Genomic DNA, 19,076 nt, shown 5'->3' with positions numbered 1-19,076 from the left:
TTCTTAGATTATAATATATCAATTAACGATCGAATGTTTGTGTTTCCTTCACTGAAAACGAGGCAGTCAGATTGGCGACCGACGCCACGAACTTTCCTTTTTCCACCACATATTTCAACTGATGATTAACAAAAGTCAAATCACGGGTATTCAGATGGAAAGTAACCGTCTTCTCTTCTCCTGGCTTCAGGTCTACTTTTTCAAATCCGCGCAAGCGTTTTACATCCGGTGTAATGGAAGCATACAAATCGGAAATATAGAGTTGAACGGTTTCCTTTCCTTCCCGGTCGCCTGTATTCTTCACGGTTACCGAAATCGTAAAATTATCTTTTCCATCCAGCTCCGACTTGTTAATCTTCAAATCTGAATAAGAGAACTCCGTATAGCTTAAGCCGGCACCAAATGGGAATTGCGAAACAACATCGCCTTCGTAGTTATACATTCCTTCCATTTTCTTCTGTGCCTCTGAAGGTTTGTGATTGTATACCACTAATGAATTGGGGTAACGAGGGTAAGTGTAAGGCAGTTTTCCGCTGGGATTTACCTTTCCGTACAGTACATCGGCCAGCGCTTCTCCACCAAAATTTCCCGGAAGGTAAATTTGCAGAATAGCCTGCATCTGATCAGCAAACTTGCTAATCAAACGCGGACGACCTTCGTTCAACACCAGAATCACCCTTTTTCCAGTAGCGGCCAATGCTTTTGCCAAAGCCGTTTGGTTATCGGAAATGTATAGATCATTCAAATCACCGGGTTTTTCGGTATATGTATTTTCGCCCAGACAAAGAACAATCGCATCCACATTGGCAGCCGCTTTCACAGCAGCATCGATATCCACATTTTGCTCCTCGTTGTACGTACCGTCCATTTTATATTCCACACCGGGCACATAAGTAACATTCTCGTCGCCTGCATGATTCCGGACGGCTTCGAGAATGGTATTGTATTTCCCGGCAAACTCGTCAACTTTTTCGCCCTGCCAACTGTAGGTCCATCCACCATTCAGGGTACGCATTGAGTTAGCATTCGGGCCAGTCACCAATATTCTCGCTTTCGCGGAAAGCGGAAGAACATGGTTGTTATTGCGCAACAAAGTGATGGCTTCGGCAGCAGCCTGGTAGGCATCGTTTTCAAATTTCTTTGATGCAAAATCAGGATAGTCGGCCATCCGGGTAACCGGCGTTTTGAAAAGGCCCAACTCGTATTTCACGCGCAGGATGCGACGAACAGCATCGTCGATGCGCGACATCGGCACTTCACCTTCTTTCACCAACTCGGTCAGGTAATTACAGAAATCGAAGTTGTAAGGAACCATCGACATGTCGATTCCGGCATTAATGGCCATTTTTACCGCTTCTTTTTGCGTTTTGGCTACTTTGTCCCGGTTGTGCAGGTTTTCGATATCGGCCCAGTCAGTAACAACCAGGCCATTAAATCCTAATTCCTGTTTCAACAGTTTGGTAATAATATCATAGCTGGCATGCACCGGAACACCGTTGATGATGCCCGAATTAATCATAACCGTATGAGCACCTGCATTAATCGCTTTCTTAAACGAAACCAGGTGACGCTCCCGCAATTCGATTTCCGGAAGCCAGGCCGGTGTGCGATCCTTTCCTGATTTGGCTGCTGAGTAGCCCAGAAAATGCTTCATACATGAAGCTACATGCACCGGATTATCAATATCGTTGTTTTCTCCTTCATAACCTTTGATCATCTGGTATCCCATCTGGGCCACCAGGTACGGATCTTCACCAAAAGTTTCCCACATGCGGGGCCAGCGGGGATCAATGCCTAAGTCGAGGACCGGAGAAAAAGTCCACGGAATGCCGCAGGCGCGGGTTTCGTAGGCACTTACTTCAGCTTCTTTTCGTACGAGCGTGCGGTTGCGGGTAGCCGCCATGGCAATTTCCTGAGGAAAAATGGTTGCTCCGGCGGTATACGTAGCACCATGGATTCCATCAATTCCGTAAATGATGGGGATACCCAGGCGGGTTTCTTTGGTAGCTACCTCTTGCAGTTGAGAGATAATTTCGTTCCACTTTTGTGGAGTCCGGGCACGGTTGTTCGCCGTATTTAAAACAGAACCGACTTTGTAATCAACCAATGCCTTACGAACCAGGCTCGTGTCCAGCTGCAAAGGTTCGTCGGACGAGAATTGATTGGGACCTTTGGTGATTACATCGAGTGTAACCTGACACATCTGACCCACCTTTTCCTCCAATGTCATCTTCGACAACAATTTGTCGACTTTAGCCTCCACTCTCGGATCTACTCTCTGAGCATCGGGTATATATTGTTCTGCCCGGACAACCCCCGTCAACAAGTAACCCGTCAACAATAAAAGCCCCAGCCATTTCATTTTCACTCTCAACATCTGAATCATTTAAGAAGATTAAATATACAAGCCTGATTTAAAGGGAATACCAGAGCAACTTACAGACCAATTTCGTTTATCGTTTTCCTGATTTTATTGGTTTGTAGTCTGAAAAAGCTCTTTTCAAAAACTATAACCAGACAACATAAAATATACTCACACGAGTTCCCACCATATGAGTCAAAATTTCGCTATGTTCTGACGTACATAAGAATTTATTACCGCACCAGTTTTCTACTGTTTCTGATAAACCCGGACGTAATCAATGTCGTATTCCAAAGGGAAAATCGAATCGTCAATACCGTCCTGACCGCCCCAGCCACCAACAGCGAGGTTTAGCTTCAAGTAAAAAGGCGCATTGAACGGCCATGTTTTTTTATCGTTTTTCCCGTCGTTGTAAAACGTGAAATAGGCTTTGTCGTCAACAAAAACCTGAATCTTGGTTTTTGACCATTCCAACGCATACACATGAAATTCCGATTCAGCGGTCGAAACAGTCGTAGTCGCTGTTTTCTGCGTTCCAATGGAATGGTTGTAACTCTCGGTGTGAATACTACCATGGATAACGTTGGCGTCGAAACCAACATATTCCATAATATCAATCTCGCCGTCAAGAGGCCAGGAGTTAAAATCTTTGGCCAGCATCCAAAACGCAGGCCATCCGCCTTTCCCTCCGGGGACTTTCAACCGCGCTTCGAACCGGCCGTATAGCCAACTTTTTGTTGTGTTCATTCGGGCCGAAATGTACTGATTGCCTTCATAGTCTTTTTTAAAGGCAGTAATTTTCAACATTCCATCACGAACCAAAGCGACGGTATCACCATCATAATAACCGTTTCCAAGGTAGTATTGCAACTCGCCGTTGCCCCATCCACCACCACCGTTTTCAAACCACCACTCATCGGGGTTAGGCAGGCCGTTTTCGTCTTCATTAAATTCATCAGCCCAAACCAGCACATATTTTCCCGTGTCTTCTTCTATGGGAGTTGGTGTTGGATTCGTTCCGGGCTGTTGAAATGTGGGTGTGTCGTCTTTTTTTGAACAGCCCGACAGCCATCCGATACATCCCAGCAATATGATGAAGATTACCTTTGTCTTCATGGTAATACGTGTTAATTCAGTTCAATAAGTTAATCGTTTTTTTTCTCGATATAAAAATAATGGTCCCTAAACCAGGCCATTGTAAACTTTATTTGCCCTCATTCCGGAACCGGCTTCTTGCCGGCTCCGGACTTTGGGCTGTTTAGAAAGGTTTAGTTGGTTTACTAACTCCGTTTCAATCAAATGAGCCTGTATAGGATGATGCTTACTTACTAATAAACTTCATAAAGAATGCACCCCAGCCGAAACTTACTTTCAGATCTAAATTTGTTTCTGAAATGTTCAGAATTTCGTACTTCAGTGAACCCCAATTATCACCCGGAATATAGCTTGGGAAACCATCGCCGGTAAAGCTGAGAAACAACTTACTGCCTTCAGCAGTAATAGCCCACGTTTGACCTGCAGGTTGTTCGTAAGGAACAATCACACCAGCGGTAGCACCTTCAATTCCAAAATGATAAGCAGCTCCTTCGTTACAAAGAATATAGCCATGAGCTTTTAACTCGTAGGAGCCATCGCTATGGAAAATCATTTCGTCATCGTACAAACGGGGATCCTGTTCGTTGGGACCAGCCACCCACCACTGGGCAGAAGTTGCATCCGCCGGACCGTTACCAATGTGACCTGGAGTTTCCTTATCCCACATCCATGTTTTGTCTGCAATCAGATAAGTTGGATTGGCTCCCGGAGCATCAAATGTAACTTCCTTCTTATCGGAAACACCTGCTTTATTATACATGGCAACAGAAATAGTATCGGTCCCTGCTGACATATATTTCCGGGTTACTTTATTACCGGTTTTGATCTCCGGGGCACTTGGATCGGAAGTTGGAAAGTACCAAACTCCAACGGCCTGTTGATTAGTCACCTCAAAAGTAACGTCACCATTGTTCTCGTCGAACGAAACTGAATACTGAATATCCGAAGCGCTCGGTGGTACACCCAGGTTGTAGTCATCTTCTATCATCGGATCGCACGAAACCATAAAGGCCATCAACCCAACTAGTAAACTGGAAAATATCTTATTTTTCATTTTTCTGACTTTTTCAAGAATAAATTAATAACCAGGATTCTGAACCAACTGGTATTCTCCACTGGTTTGATCAATCTCACTTGAAGGAATCGGCAGATACTTCTTCTCTGCAGTATATCCTCTTGAACCCAGTACAGATTCGGCTTTGCCTGAACGAACCAGATCCCAGAAACGAACACCTTCGCCTACAAATTCAAGACGACGCTCTTGCAATACATTGTCGAGGGTAATAGTTTTCTGAACGAAATTATCACCCAAAGCACGTTTGCGAACCTGGTCGTAGTAATCCTGAGCTTCAGCCGTTGTACCACCCGCACCACGCAGAATCAGCTCAGCTGCATTCAGGAGTGTTTCCGAGTAACGGAAAATTCTCAGGTTGTTCTTAAAGTTCAAAGGAGTGTCTCCAGGATTATCATTGTAACCAACACGCGGCAAATACTTTTTCAAGAAGTAACCGGTATCCTGAAAACGGGGACTGTAGGAAACATCGGGATATTTTTCCTTCAGTTTCGAGAAGGCCAGAATTCCCCCGTCTTTCCGCTGATCGGTTGCCGGGTAGAGATCATATGTTTCTTTCGGAACAGGGCCAAATCCCCAACCAGATTGGAATTCTGGATTAGAGCTCAAACCGTTGATTCCGATAAGTGCGGGAAGAACGGTTCCACCTGACGCGATTGCGCTTCCCCAGCCACGGTTACCGTTATCAACGTAATTGATTTCCCAGATGGATTCTTTACACCACTCATTTGCGTCAAGGAAAATCGATTCATAATCGTCCATCAATGCGTATTGGCCGCCAGAAATAATTTCCTCCATATCCTTCAAAACTTCGGGATAACGGCTCTCATCGTTCTGATACATCACCACACGAGCTTTCAGCATTTGAGCAGCAGCACGAGTGATACGTCCTTTTTCCGATGCCGGAACATCATTGGGCAATGCACTACCTTCGAGCGCTTTATCCAAATCGGCAACAATTTTCTCGTACACGTCGTCAGCTTTCTCCTGTTTGGTCATGTAAGGAAGCTCCAGATTCTTATCGTAATACGGAACATTGCCATAATTCTTCCACAGCCAGTGATAATAATATGCACGCAGAAAATAGGCTTCCGCACGCATTCTGGAGCGGGTATTTTCATCCATGTTCTCCACATTATCGATGTTGTTTATCACCAGGTTCGACCGGTTTACACCAGAATAATAAATGGTCCAGAACATGTAAGGAGAATTCACCGAAGTACATGAAAACATGTGCATCAGGTACAGATATCCCTGATCACTTTCGCTCGATCCCCCAACCAACATATCGTCACCACGGATATCGGAAGCGAATAGAGTTGGCAGATACTGGTTAAAATAGTCATCCCACTGCAACGGATCATACGCTGCAATCAGTGCCTGGTACAGATCTTCCTGTGTTTTGTAGAAGTCGTCCTTTGAAGTTGCCGTTGTGGGAGTTTGCTCTAAAAAGCTCTCGGAACAAGAACTGGTTAGGAGAACAGCCAGCAAGAATATGATGTATTTGATTCTTTTCATTTCGAAGAAAATTAAAATTAGAATGAAATATTAGCACCTACCATCAAAGTACGGGCTTGAGGATACACCCCTTTATCAATGCCAATTGATGTTCCATCGGCCGACATTTCGGGGTCGTATCCACGATAGCCGGTAAGCGTCCAAAGATTTTCAGCAGCGACATAAACGCGTAGTTTCTGAACCAGCGCTTTGGCCGTTAATCTGCGAGGCAGTGTGTAACCCAGTTCTAGCTTTTTCAAGCGGAGGTACTGACCATTCTGAATATACAGGTCGGAAGATTCCCAATTTTTGTTCGGATTGTTGATATCCACTTTCGGGAAAGAGTTGGAAGTTCCGGGTCCGGTCCAACGATCCAGATAATATGCTGGCATGTTGGTATAAGGCAAGTCGATACGACGGGTAGCATCAAAAATATCATTCCCGGTTACACCCTGGAAGAATGCATTGAAATCGAAACCTTTCCAGTTTGCATCCACAATGAAACTAAATGTCCAGTCGGGCATTCCTTTTCCAATCATGGTACGGTCGTCATCGGTAATTTGTCCATCACCATCTAGGTCTACAAAAATGACATCACCCGGAGTTGCATTAGGTTGAATTTTGCCACCGTCTGCATTCACATAAGCATCAACCTGGTCCTGTGTTTGGAAAATGCCGGCTGTTTTCTTTCCATAGAAGTAAGGGAAAGGATATCCGTTTTCACCACGTGAAATGGTTCCGACATTCTGAATGTTATCGTAGTTGGCCCATCCGGTTTCGTTACCCAGATAAATCAATTCATTCTTCAGGTACGAAGCATTGGCCGACAAATTAATGGTGGCATCAGATACTCTAAAGCGATATGACAAATCGATATCAACCCCTGAGTTTTTCATATCACCAACGTTGGCCACAGGTTTGCTGTCACCGTTATAGCTTGGAATCTGCATTTCCATCAACATACCGTTGGTTTTCTTCACCCAATAATCCAAAGTCAGCGACACAGCACCACCCCAAAAACGGGTATCCAAACCGATGTCTGTTTGTTCCGATTCTTCCCATTTAATGTTCGGGTTCGGAATACCATTGGGTTTCGCACCATATTCAATGGTACTCAAATCGCCTACTCCCAGTGGGTAGTTGTTTCCTCCGTTAATAATAGTGGTATAGCGGAAATCACCGATACGGTCGTTACCGTTGGTTCCCCAACTGACACGCAACTTCATGAAATCAAACCATTCCGGACGACCAGCCATGAACTCTTCCTGTGTAATGGTCCAACCGCCTGAGAATGCGTAGAAATTTCCGAAACGATTGTCGGGTCCAAATTTTGAGGAACCGTCGCGACGAACGGTCGCTTCCAGCATGTATTTCTCGTTGTAGTTGTAATTGATACGACCGAAGTAAGAAATGAGTCGCTGACCATCGGTATAAGTACCACCAGCTTCCTGAACCGCTTTCTCACCTTTGGCAAAATCAATATTTACCTTAATCGGATCGTAGCTATTCAAATCGTAATTTTTACCCTTTACATACCGAGCCTGATACCTGTTGGCAGACTGACCAAGCAGCACAGTGAAATTATGCTTATCGTTGATTTTGAAATCGTAACTCAGTGTATTCTCCACCTGCCACGTGTATCCGCGATGCATTTCCGAATAGACCTCTGATACATCTTTGTAATTGGTGGGCCCCAGATAAAATTCAGGCGCCCAACTGTCATTTCCCCAGAAAGCCAAATCAGTACCAAATGACGATTTGAATTTCAAGTTCTTATACAAAGTCAGTTCGCCCCAGAAAGTTGAAACGAATTTATCGGAATTGCCTTTGGAAGGAGGCAGATACATTGCTGCAATGGGGTTAGTAATTTCGTTATAATCCTTTCCAGGAATGGAGAATACACGACCATTTTCATCGGCAACAGCTGTTGGATGATCAGCAAGTACAGCATCAGGATTCTCAGCATAAACTGGAATCAGCGGCGAAATCATCATGGCACTTCCAAGTGGTGAACCGTATTCACTGTTTGTAGTAACGCCGGTACTGGTAATCCTTGAATAACCAATGTTGGTACCAACCCTAAATTTATTTACAAATTGACGGGAATCAGTCTCATCAAATACGGTGTAAGTATTGTTGAAACGGAGGTTCCATCGATCATAATTTGAACGGCCATAGTTTCCACCGATGATACCATCCTGTGAGTAGTAGCCAAGACCAAGGAAGTAGGTTCCTTTCTCGCTACCACCGTTAATGCTTACCTGATGGTTCTCGGTTGGAGCGTTGTAGTTAAACAACTCATCCTGCCAGTCAGTATCTACCGGAGATTTTGCGGAAGTATCATAGATAGGAGCTTTACCGGAATTGAGCAACGTTTCGTTGATCATCATCTTATATTGCTCGGCATTAAGAACGCGACGTAATTTCCACGGATTTTGCCATCCATAAGAGAAATTATACGAAATGCTCATTTTACCTTTTGAACCCGACTTGGTTGTTACCAAAATAACACCATTCGATGCGCGGGCACCGTATACAGCAGCCGATGCAGCATCTTTCAATACCTCTACCGATTTAATATCTGAAGGATTCAGGTAGTCGATACCACCGCCAACAGGCATTCCATCAATAATGTACAGCGGGCTGTTGTCGTTAATGGTGCCTGTACCACGGATGAGTACGCGTGAGTCAGAGCCAGGCTGACCGGAAGACTGAGTGATCGAAACACCCGAAAGGCGGCCTTTCAACACATCTTCAATACGGGTGGGCGTTGCCTTTTCAAGATCTTCTGCTTTTACACTGGCAATTGCCCCTGTAACAACACTTTTCTTTTGTGTGCCATATCCGACAACTACCACTTCATCAACATCCAGTGATTCATTTTCCATCTGAACATTGATTGTTGATTTCCCCGCAACGGGAATTTCCTGCCTCTTCAACCCGATGAATGAAAAAACAAGCGTGGCATTATCGGGAACTGAAACAGCATAATTCCCGTTAATATCGGAAATCGTTCCTGTTGTGGTTCCTTTTACCGAGATACTAACTCCCGGAATCGGTGAACCATCTTCAGTACTGGTCACCGTACCTTTTACATTCCGCTCCTGAGCAAAACCCAGCGTAGCCACCAGGAACAGGAACGTTAACATGAAGACTTTTTTCATAGAATAGGAATAAAGTTTAAACAACATGGATTTAACATTGACTTTACAAATGCTGACACAAAAAAAGTCTTCTTCCACTCTATGAAAGAATTTACACCCCCAACAAAAACACATCAAACACATTTTAACAATACATCATTTCTTCATCATGTCGATTTTATCACATTCACAAACAGACATATAGAAACCAAAAATTCAATTTCAAAACATGTCTTCGATGAAATTTCACTACATCAAATGAGGAATAGACTGGAATCAGACAGATGTATGACAGATATTAAGTAAATATCAATAGTGTATTACAAGGGAGAAATCAACAAAAGAATGTGCTAGCAACATAAAAGATGCAAAGTCAATCTTTTACAACAAAAGCGTATCCGAAATTAGCCCGGTAGAAGAAATTTTGGGTATTCCGAACAGTAGAAAAGAATGAAATCGAATGATTATTAACCGACAAGACTAATAACTAAGAATAAAATCGGTCAGGTTCTCGTGCCGCTGAAGTCGGAGTTTTTTACGTAAACGATATCGACTAATTTCAACTCCCCTGACAGAAATATTCATCAATGCAGCAATTTCTTTGCTGGAAACATTCATCCGCAGGTAAGCGCATAATTTCAATTCTTTTGGAGATAGTTCCGGGAATTGATCTTTTATTCGGGAGAGGAAGTCTTCATGAACCGTTTCGAAATGTGTTTCAAAAACCTGCCATTGCTTTTCGTTATTCACCTGCCGGTCGACCCGTTTCAAAATCGATTTTAGTTTGGCTTGTACCGTTTCTTCAGACACATTTTCAGAAGCAACCTTCAGGTCATTTTTAATTTTAATAAGCATCTTGTTTTTCTGAATCATCTCCATGGAAGCGTTGGCCAGTTCTTTTTCTTTGTGAACCATTTCATTCCGCAACTTTTCATTCCGTAACCGGATGATTTCCTTGTCTGCTTCCAACTGTTTACGACGCATCGCCTCTTCTTTCCGGGCATAAAGCTCTTGCTGACGACGTGCTTCCTTCTCCCTGGAACGCAAAATCCGTAGCCGACTAAAATAATATACCCCCCCAATCAACAAGATGACGAGCAAACCGTAAAAAATATACGCTACCACACTTCGGTACCAGGGTGGCAAAATGGTAAAATGGTAAGTTGCCGGTTTACTCGAAATGCCGTATCGGTTAAGCCCTTTTACCATGAAAGTATAGTCTCCTTCCGGAAGGTTGGTGTAATCGCGCATGGTTCTTTCCGACCAGAAGCTCCAGTTGTCGTCAAATCCTTCCAATTTCAACATGTATGTAATATTCCCGATATTCTCCATGTCTGTGGAAGCAAAATAGAACCGGATATCATTTTGTTTGTAGGGTAACACCATCGCTTCGTTCTGAGGTCCGTTGCCCAAATACAGAACCGAATCAGATTTAATAAGTGAAACCTCCCTAATCATTGTATGAAAAGGAGAGTTCCATGATTTGATAAAGCTCGGATCGTAATGAGCAACACCGTCATCAAAGCCCATAAATACATTATGATCATCAACAGGCAATACAAATTCGAAAGAATAAATGAAACGTCCGGTCAGACCACGAAAAGGCATATCCATGTCCACATAGGAACCATCTTTTTGCCTCAGCATCATACCTGCTTTAAGGTTTTGGTAGTACCATATGTTTTCCTGCTTATCCTGATGGATATAATCCAGGTTATATTTGCCTTCCAGCAATTTCGTCAACGCCAGGTTTTTTCTAAAATAGTTTGAAGTCGGATCAAAATTATATACGCCATCTTTACCCAAAAACACCAAATCTCCATTCAATTTATAAATTCCCACGCCAGCTACTTGCGGAAGTCCTTCAGCTGTCCCATACCATTCAGTTCGAAGCACCCGGGTAAAATCATGATTCATTTCAAGTCGACAAACACCTCGATAACCATGCGTCATCCACAAATTACCAAGCTTGTCAAAATAAAATGCCTTAGACGACTCCTTAAATCCTTCAACCTCCTGCATATATTGCCATCCATGAGAAGTTCGTCTGAATAGCGACAACCCGTTATAATGACCTCCAAGCAAACGATCGGGATGTCCGGGCACCTGCTGAAAGCTCCAGTATCCGGGAATGGAGGATATCAATTCTGCTTTATCATCGATTATCTGGAAGGCTCCCACATTGTGTCCAACCAGCAAAATATCGTCGAATTTCTGCAGTGACCATGCCTGTCCGCGGGTAGCTTCCAACATGGTAAACTTCCCAAAACGCTGAAAACGTTCCTCCGGATGCCATGGATGGTAGACCACACCTTGATTAGTAGCCAGAAATAATTTGTTCTTGAAGACAGCGGCAGAATATGTGGCGCCAACGGCATTATTAAAACCAATGAGCGAAAGCGGGGAATTGATTTTTATCTGTGAAATACCATTGTCTAGTCCCAACCATAAATTCCGGTCGTGATCTACAAAAATGGAAAGCACCGTATTGTTCTGCAGCCCCTCATTTCGGCTGATATTCTGAATGATGTCCCCTTTAGAATCAGTTATCAGCAATCCTTTCGAGATCGTACCAAACACAAAATGGTCTCCATCCAGGCGTGCCGTCCCCATCAATCGGTTCGATTTAAGAAATTCGTCAGCTGGTGTATTCCAGGATATCAATCGTTTATCATCGTAGATAAAGATTCCTTTATTCAGTGTAGCAATCAAATGTCGGTTACCCGGAAAAGGAAGGATGCCCCAAACCTCTTGCCCTTTCAATTTTCCCATTCCCTGAAGGCTTTTCAGCGAACCATCGTCTTCCAGTTTCATCAGACCACGGGCCCGGTCATTAATCCATAATTGGTTGTCGACGATAAATGAAAAATGAAAAAGTTCGTCCGTAGCCGGATGGATGATTTTGAAGGAGTGACCATTCCAAATCATCAATTTTGTATAGGCTTGAAAAATGATATCGTTCCCCAGATGGAATATTTTCCAGACTTCACCAAGGTTTCGTTCCTTTTCGGGAAGAAATTCTATCATGGAATGGTAAGTCAATTGCCCCTGAACATCAGGTTCGAAGTATCCAAATTCGTTGAATCCACCAACATAAATCCGTCCCCCATCCCCAATCAAAATAGATCGGACAATCGAATAGTTAGGTAGCGGGTAAGTACGCCAATTTACTCCATCGAACTGAAGCAAACCGTTATTGTTGGCAAAGTAAAGCTCATCATCACTCCCCTGAGCGATAGCCCAGCTTTGCGTACCAGCGTTATATTCCTGCTTGGTGAAATTTTTGATGACGGGCAGACCAATGCTCTTTATCGCTCCCTGAAGCGATTCACCTAAAAATAAAAGTAATATGAAAAAAACGGATACTATCCTTTTATCCATCATAAGCCTCCCATCGTTCCCCCGTTTGTAAACGGGTTCTTCAAGCTGGTTATTCGAAAAGTCCTTCATCTCTCACCAGCATCAGAATGGCGGAGTGAGGGAGAATAACGTACTTTTCCTGGTTAAATTCTATTTCGTAACCTGATTGACTAAGATAGATGGCTAAATCGCCGGCTTGCGCCTGAAGAGGAACATATTTTACCTCCTCTTTTTTATCCTTCCACGGCTCATCTTCGTCGGCCATAGCCGGAATAGGAAATCCCGGACCAACTTTAATCACATAACCGGTTTGTACTTTTTCTTTCTCTACGGCAGCGGGGGGAAGGTATAACCCGGATTTTGTCTGCGTATTCGGATTCTTGGGCTTCACCAATACCCGATCTCCTACCAGGATAAATTTGGCAATATCCTTTTTATCAATATCCAGCGTCATGTCAAGCTAAATCGTTTGTCAGCACAAATATACTATTTTGTCAGGAACTAACTTCTGAGGTTCAGTATAGATACCGGCGGCATAAAATACAGGATGAATTGTAAATAAAAGGGTAATGAAAAAACAAAAAACCCCGCATCAGTGCGAGGCTCAATTCAAAAATAAATGCGGAGAGTGAGGGATTCGAACCCCCGGTACCCCGAAGGGTACAACAGATTTCGAGTCTGCCCCGTTCGACCACTCCGGCAACTCTCCAAAAGCGGTGGCAAAGTTAAAAATATTCGACAATAACAGACAAAATCGTCTCAAAAAAGTCACAGCCTATCTGGTACGCTAATCCACTTTAGGTAAATTGATGAAATCAATGTTGTACCGACAAAACCCATTTTCCAAAATGCCATGAAAAAAGTAGTAGCTTTCACTATTGATATGCGGAAAAACCGTTATTTCGCAACAAATATTACCACTAATGGAATCCATCAAAGAAATTTTCCGAATTGGCAATGGCCCGTCGTCCAGTCATACGATGGGACCCAAAAAAGCCGCCGAACGTTTTCTGTCCAAAACACCTGATGCCTCAAGCTATCAGGTTACGTTATACGGAAGCCTCGCTGCCACTGGCAGGGGCCACTTAACCGATGTGGCCATACAAAAAGCGTTGGGTGCCGACAGAGTCAATATCCTGTGGAAACCGGAAACATTTTTAAAACGTCATCCTAACGCACTAAAGCTGGAAGCACTGGACGACAAAGGACAGGTTACCGATAGCTGGACAGTCTACTCCATCGGTGGTGGTGCCATCGTTGACGATGTAACTGAATTGGAAACCATTTCGGTTTACCCGGATTCCACGATGGACGCTATCCTGAACTGGTGCTACGAAAATGGAAAAAGCATTTGGGAATATGTGGAAGTGAACGAAGGACCGGAAATCTGGACCTACCTGGGAAACGCCTGGCATGTAATGGAAGCTGCGGTGAAAAGAGGTCTCGACACAGAGGGTACACTTCCGGGTGTCCTGAAATATCCGCGAAAAGCGGCTGGGTATTATGCTAAAGCGAGAAACTTTAAACCAGCCATCAAAAAACGGTCATTGCTTTATGCTTATGCCTTAGCTGTTTCGGAAGAAAATGCAGCTGGAGGAGAAATTGTAACAGCACCAACCTGTGGTGCCAGCGGTGTGTTACCGGCGGTTCTTTATTACATGAAGAAGTACCACAAGAGCTCGGAGCAAAAAATTCTGCATGCTCTGGCCACCGCCGGACTAATCGGGACACTGGTAAAAACCAACGCTTCCATCTCCGGTGCAGAAGTAGGTTGTCAGGGAGAAGTAGGAACAGCCTGCGCCATGGCGTCCGCTGCAGTAACGCAGCTGAGCGGAGGCAGTATTTTCCAAATTGAATATGCAGCCGAAATGGGACTGGAACACCACCTCGGTTTAACGTGTGATCCCATCGCCGGGCTCGTCCAGGTTCCCTGTATCGAACGAAATGCTTTCGCGGCAGCACGTGCACTCAATCACAAAAACTACGCGCTGCTTTCTGACGGACGTCATCTCATTAGTTTCGATAAGGTGGTTCAGACCATGAAACAAACCGGTCACGATTTGCCCCATTTGTACAAAGAGACTTCAGAAGGAGGATTAGCCCACTTTCATGGCTTGAAATTGTAACAGATTATTTAGAGCGAGACAACTACATGACACATCTATATATTTCCATTTATCCATCTATAAATCAGCAGTTTCTTTAAAATCATTTTGAATTAGTACCATAACATAAATTTATATGTTATAAAACATGTATGCCTGAGAAATAATATACTTTTGCCGCCGAAATCAAACTTCACTCAGGCTTTAACCAATGGCATACGTCAACAACACCATGATCGTCAGGCGAGAGCTCCTTTCCCGTTTGGCCGGACTCATCAAAGAAGACCAGTTAGAGAACCAGATTGACCGAATTCCGGTGGAAATGTCGCCACGGGAACGAGGAGCCCAGCGTCGTTGCTGCATTTACAAAGAGCGGGCTGTTTTGAAATATAAACTGATGCCTATCCTGGGTTTCCTTCCGGAAGAAGAAAGCGATGAACTGATGCCACTGGCCAATTATGCGCAAGTGGCACGCCAGCGGACTGAGCCCCGAAAGGAAATTCTCACGGTAGTGGATGAAGCCTGCACCGCCTGCGTGAAGGTGAACTACGTGGTTTCCAATCTGTGTCGCGGATGCGTTGCCAGCCCGTGTAAAATGAACTGTCCAAAGAATGCGATTACCTTCAACTGCAACGGACAAGCTCAGATTGATCCGAAAAAATGTGTCAACTGCGGTATTTGTAAGAATGCCTGCCCGTATCACTCCATCGTGCATGTACCAGTTCCCTGTGAAGAAGCGTGTCCGGTTGGTGCCATTTCCAAAGACGAACAAGGTGTTGAACACATCGATGACGAAAAATGCATCTACTGCGGAAAATGCCTGAATGCCTGTCCGTTTGGTTCCATTTTCGAAATCTCGCACATCGTCGATATTTTCAAAGCCATCCAGGCCGGTGAAAAAGTAATCGCCCTGCCTGCTCCTTCTATATTGGGACAGTATAATTACGAAGCAGGAAAAGTATTTACTGCCATCAAAGAACTGGGCTTTCATGACGTAATGGAAGTCGCCCAGGGTGCCATGATTACCACCGCTAATGAGGCAGCTGAGCTAAAAGAAAAACTGGAAAGCGGCCAATCGTTCATGACCACGTCCTGCTGTCCGGGATACGTTCAAGCCGTCGAGAAGCACGTGCCGAACATGAAATCATACGTTTCGCACACCAAAACACCGATGTACTACGCGGCAGAACTGGCACGGCAGAAGTATCCCGATGCCAAACTGGTGTTCATCGGGCCGTGTATCGCCAAACGGAAAGAAGCCATGATCGACCCGAATGTTGATTATGTGATGACGTTTGAAGAACTGGATTCCTTCTTCAAAGGATTTGAAATTGACATTGAAAATTGTGAGGCGATAGAATTGACTTATAGTTCGCCTGAAAGCCGCGGATTTGCTCAATCAGGTGGCGTAGTTGAAGCAGTAAAAGCCGAAGGCCTGACCGTTGATGTTCGCGCCATCGAGGTAAATGGCATCAACAAGAAATCGATTGGCTTGCTAAAAGCGTACAGCAGAGGAAAAGCACCCGGTAATTTCATCGAGGTAATGGCCTGTGAAGGCGGATGTATTGCCGGGCCAAGTGCCCACGTCGATACCGGCCAGGGAAAGAAACAGCTGAAAGCGACATTGGAATCGCTTCAGGCGTAACGAAAACTTATCAAACTACAGCCAGAACAATCACGAGCCGGAATCTTTGACAGGAATTCCGGCTCTTTTTGTAATACGATTATTGCTTTTTCAAAACTCGTCAATCGATAAATTTGGCTTCCACCAGTACGGGAAGATGGTCGGACGGATAGCGTTTATCTTTCGAATCGGAGAGGACACCATAGCGCAACACTCTCACCTTATCGTTGACAAAAATGTAGTCAATCCGGTTCTTCAGCGACGAATTGAAATCAAATCCCTCGAACGTACCAACCGGTCCGTAAGGCGGCGAAAGAGTTGCCAATCGCGAGTCTTTCCACTGACTGCGAATCAAAGCAATCGCACTGGCGTCGGGCGTCAGATTGAAATCGCCCGTCAGGAAAACCGGTAACCGGTCACCTCCCAGTTCCTGTACTTTTCTATATATCAGCTTTGCCGATTCTTCCCGCGCTTTTACACCCACATGGTCGAAATGCGTGGTAAACACGAAAAAAGACTGATTGCTTTCGCGCTCCCTCAACTTTGCCCAGGAACATATCCGCACACAGGCTGCATCCCACCCCAAACCAGGCTTATCGGGAGTTTCCGACAACCAGAAATGACCTTGGCCCTGTAATTTATATCTCTGGGTATTGTAAAAAATGGCCGAATATTCGCCGGCTTCTTTGCCATCGTCACGACCAACGCCCACGTAATCGAACGTCTGCATACCATCTTTCAAATCAACCATCTGATCATGTAACGCTTCCTGAACACAGAAAACATCCGCCTCGTGAAATTTCAGAAGGGCTATCACGTCCGACCTCCGGTGAGGCCAGGCATTCGCGCCGTCATCGGGATTATTGAAGCGGATATTGTACGTGATAATGTTCATCGTTTCCTGCCCAAAAACCGGAGCGGTTAGCAGAAACAAGAGGAAGTAAGCCAGTATTCTTCGCATGGAAAATAGATTTTTGTTAGGATACCTTACAATGATCGCTGTTTTCGTCCATTTTTCATAATGCTTTAAAAACTATATCCCTGTAAAACAAAAAAGGAGAAACCACCGTCAAGTGATTCTCCCTTTTCACAACATCAACTAATGGACTAATCTATTTTTCTTTTTATACTGCATCCAACCGGTGGTGTTTCACTTTTTGCCACCATTTTTCCGGCAGCCAGTTCCCAAATGGCATTTTTCAGGTAGGCACGCTTCACATTTTCAGCGCTTTGATAATTATCATCAATCGCACCTTTGTACACTAACGTGAAATCTTTATCAAAAAGAAAAACATGAGGTGTGGTCTTCGCATCAAAAGCATTTGCCAAACGACTGTCTTTATCGACCACATAAGGCATTGTGTAATTGTGTTCTTTTGCATGCTCTTTCATTGCCTCGAACGAATCAGCACCGTCTCGTTTTGTGTAATTTGAATTTACCAACACCATTCCAACCTGGTGTTCGTCGGCCCATTTTTTAATTTCCGGGTACCGATCTTCCCACATTTTTACAAACGGACAGGTATTGCAGGAGAATATAACAACGAGGCCATTCGCCTTTTTCAAATCATTCAAGTCATATTCCTTACCGGAAACATCTTTCATCTTCACATCGGTAAGAACCGCCTTCTGTCCAATCTTAAAATCAGGCAAATGAACCTGGGCCGCAGCATATAATGAGGCAACTGTCATCAGGGCAACAAACAAAATCAGTTTTTTCATAAGCGTCAATTAAGAATTTATACTACAAGCGTTTACGGACATCTATTTAAAATGTTTCCAAACAAAAAAGCAGCCTCCGTTTCCGAGAGACTGCCTGGTTTATGCTTTTAATGTTTGTCTGCCTAGTTGTCGCAAAAATCATAAAGAGAATCCCCCTTTTTGTACTTCGGACTCTTGTCGATGGTGTGAATTTGCGCTTTCTTGCCCTGGATAATGTAGTTGTAAGCAAAATCGACAATATCGTCCACCGATTGTGTCATGGGCAAGCCCGACATTTCGTGGCCGGCACCGCAGCGGGTTTCCAGCCAATAAGTTTTTCCCAGTTTGCGCAAGCGGTTCGCAATCGTGTACGAGCCATCCAACATCATGTAGCCCGGACTGTCGATGCTGCAATAGTGGTGAGGCGCCGTGGCATAAGGCACCAGGTTGTCAGCCGTTCCATGAAACATCATCGTAGGAATGGCTGTTTCAGCCGAAATATTGGCTGCATTGACCATGGCGCCTGCAAAAGAAATCACTCCCGCATAACGGAATCCGGTAGGCAATTCCTGCTTTCCTTCCACCCATTGCGTTACCGGACGGTAAGCCGCATTCAAAACTGTTTCGGCGCCCGCACTACTTCCTGAAATAATAATACGGCTGGTATCGATGCCAAATTTTGCGTGATTTTTTAACATAAAAGCCGTGGCACTGCGCAAATCACTCACCGCTTTCCGGAAAGTATCCATCTTCTTATCGGCCGGCACATCACAACCAAAACCGTCTTTCTTCCGGGTTAACCGGTACGAAATAGACGCCGTTACATACCCTTTCTTTGCCAGGTGAGTACACAAGTTCACATCGGCTTTCGCATCCCGTGTTCCACCGGAAAATCCACCACCGTGAACATGAATCCACGCTGCACGGTCGGTCGCTTTATCACCTTCCGGGAAATAGATATCCATCTTCAACTCCTGACCATCTTTCACTGCATACGTGTAAGTTTTCTTGACAAAACCACTGGCAATATCATCTTTGTAGCGAGTTTGTGCCGATACACCAGCAGCGATGAACAACGTCAGCAATAGTGTAAATACGTTTCTCTTCATGCTTCGAT

Annotated in this window: 12 protein-coding genes and 1 tRNA gene; 2 read left to right on the top strand and 11 right to left on the bottom strand. The window is 44.4% G+C overall.

All coding sequences use genetic code 11. The features are described from left to right. Window positions 1–22: 22 nt before the first annotated feature. From T426_RS0115750 to T426_RS0115715, 8 genes are all read right to left on the bottom strand, one after another. Window positions 23–2,377 (bottom strand): glycoside hydrolase family 3 N-terminal domain-containing protein, encoded by a 2,355-nt coding sequence (locus tag T426_RS0115750; protein WP_234406671.1) that lies wholly within the window; start codon window positions 2,375–2,377, stop codon window positions 23–25. A 234-nt stretch (window positions 2,378–2,611) separates the two neighbouring features. Then, window positions 2,612–3,478 (bottom strand): glycoside hydrolase family 16 protein, encoded by an 867-nt coding sequence (locus T426_RS0115745; RefSeq protein ID WP_025864386.1) that lies wholly within the window; start codon window positions 3,476–3,478, stop codon window positions 2,612–2,614. A gap of 205 nt (window positions 3,479–3,683) precedes the next feature. Beyond that, window positions 3,684–4,511: a hypothetical protein gene (locus T426_RS0115740; protein WP_036984473.1), complete on the bottom strand. Its 828-nt coding sequence runs from the start codon at window positions 4,509–4,511 to the stop codon at window positions 3,684–3,686. Between the two features lie 24 nt (window positions 4,512–4,535). Continuing rightward, the gene (locus T426_RS0115735) at window positions 4,536–6,047 is read right to left on the bottom strand and encodes a RagB/SusD family nutrient uptake outer membrane protein (RefSeq protein WP_025864384.1); all 1,512 of its coding nucleotides are present in this window, start codon (window positions 6,045–6,047) and stop codon (window positions 4,536–4,538) included. A 17-nt stretch (window positions 6,048–6,064) separates the two neighbouring features. Continuing rightward, a complete protein-coding gene (locus T426_RS0115730) occupies window positions 6,065–9,190 on the bottom strand; it encodes a SusC/RagA family TonB-linked outer membrane protein (RefSeq protein WP_027585949.1) in 3,126 nt (1,041 codons plus the stop codon). Between the two features lie 459 nt (window positions 9,191–9,649). Then, a complete protein-coding gene (locus T426_RS0115725; protein WP_027585948.1) occupies window positions 9,650–12,619 on the bottom strand; it encodes a triple tyrosine motif-containing protein in 2,970 nt (989 codons plus the stop codon). After that, window positions 12,600–12,983 (bottom strand): co-chaperone GroES, encoded by a 384-nt coding sequence (locus T426_RS0115720; protein ID WP_025864381.1) that lies wholly within the window; start codon window positions 12,981–12,983, stop codon window positions 12,600–12,602. The genes T426_RS0115725 and T426_RS0115720 overlap by 20 nt, the downstream gene beginning before the upstream one ends. A gap of 168 nt (window positions 12,984–13,151) precedes the next feature. Further along, window positions 13,152–13,238 (bottom strand) — tRNA-Ser (locus tag T426_RS0115715). Window positions 13,239–13,452: 214 nt separating this feature from the next. Between T426_RS0115715 and T426_RS0115705 the strand changes: the two genes are divergently transcribed. Further along, window positions 13,453–14,655 (top strand): L-serine ammonia-lyase, encoded by a 1,203-nt coding sequence (locus T426_RS0115705; RefSeq protein WP_025864380.1) that lies wholly within the window; start codon window positions 13,453–13,455, stop codon window positions 14,653–14,655. Between the two features lie 190 nt (window positions 14,656–14,845). Beyond that, on the top strand, window positions 14,846–16,279 hold the full coding sequence (locus T426_RS0115700; RefSeq protein WP_025864379.1) for a 4Fe-4S dicluster domain-containing protein: 1,434 nt from the start codon (window positions 14,846–14,848) through the stop codon (window positions 16,277–16,279). A 100-nt stretch (window positions 16,280–16,379) separates the two neighbouring features. Here the strand turns inward: T426_RS0115700 and T426_RS0115695 are convergent, their stop codons facing one another. From T426_RS0115695 to T426_RS23955, 3 genes are all read right to left on the bottom strand, one after another. After that, the gene (locus T426_RS0115695; protein WP_025864378.1) at window positions 16,380–17,219 is read right to left on the bottom strand and encodes an endonuclease/exonuclease/phosphatase family protein; all 840 of its coding nucleotides are present in this window, start codon (window positions 17,217–17,219) and stop codon (window positions 16,380–16,382) included. 146 nt (window positions 17,220–17,365) lie between these two features. Further along, entirely contained in the window at window positions 17,366–17,980 is a 615-nt protein-coding gene (locus T426_RS0115690; RefSeq protein WP_025864377.1) for a thioredoxin family protein, read from the bottom strand. 122 nt (window positions 17,981–18,102) lie between these two features. Then, entirely contained in the window at window positions 18,103–19,068 is a 966-nt protein-coding gene (locus T426_RS23955) for an alpha/beta hydrolase (RefSeq protein ID WP_025864376.1), read from the bottom strand. Window positions 19,069–19,076: the final 8 nt, after the last annotated feature.

It is taken from the genome of Prolixibacter bellariivorans ATCC BAA-1284 (genome assembly GCF_000621705.1).
Lineage (GTDB): Bacteria > Bacteroidota > Bacteroidia > Bacteroidales > Prolixibacteraceae > Prolixibacter > Prolixibacter bellariivorans.
This window is presented reverse-complemented; position numbering and strand designations above follow the sequence as displayed.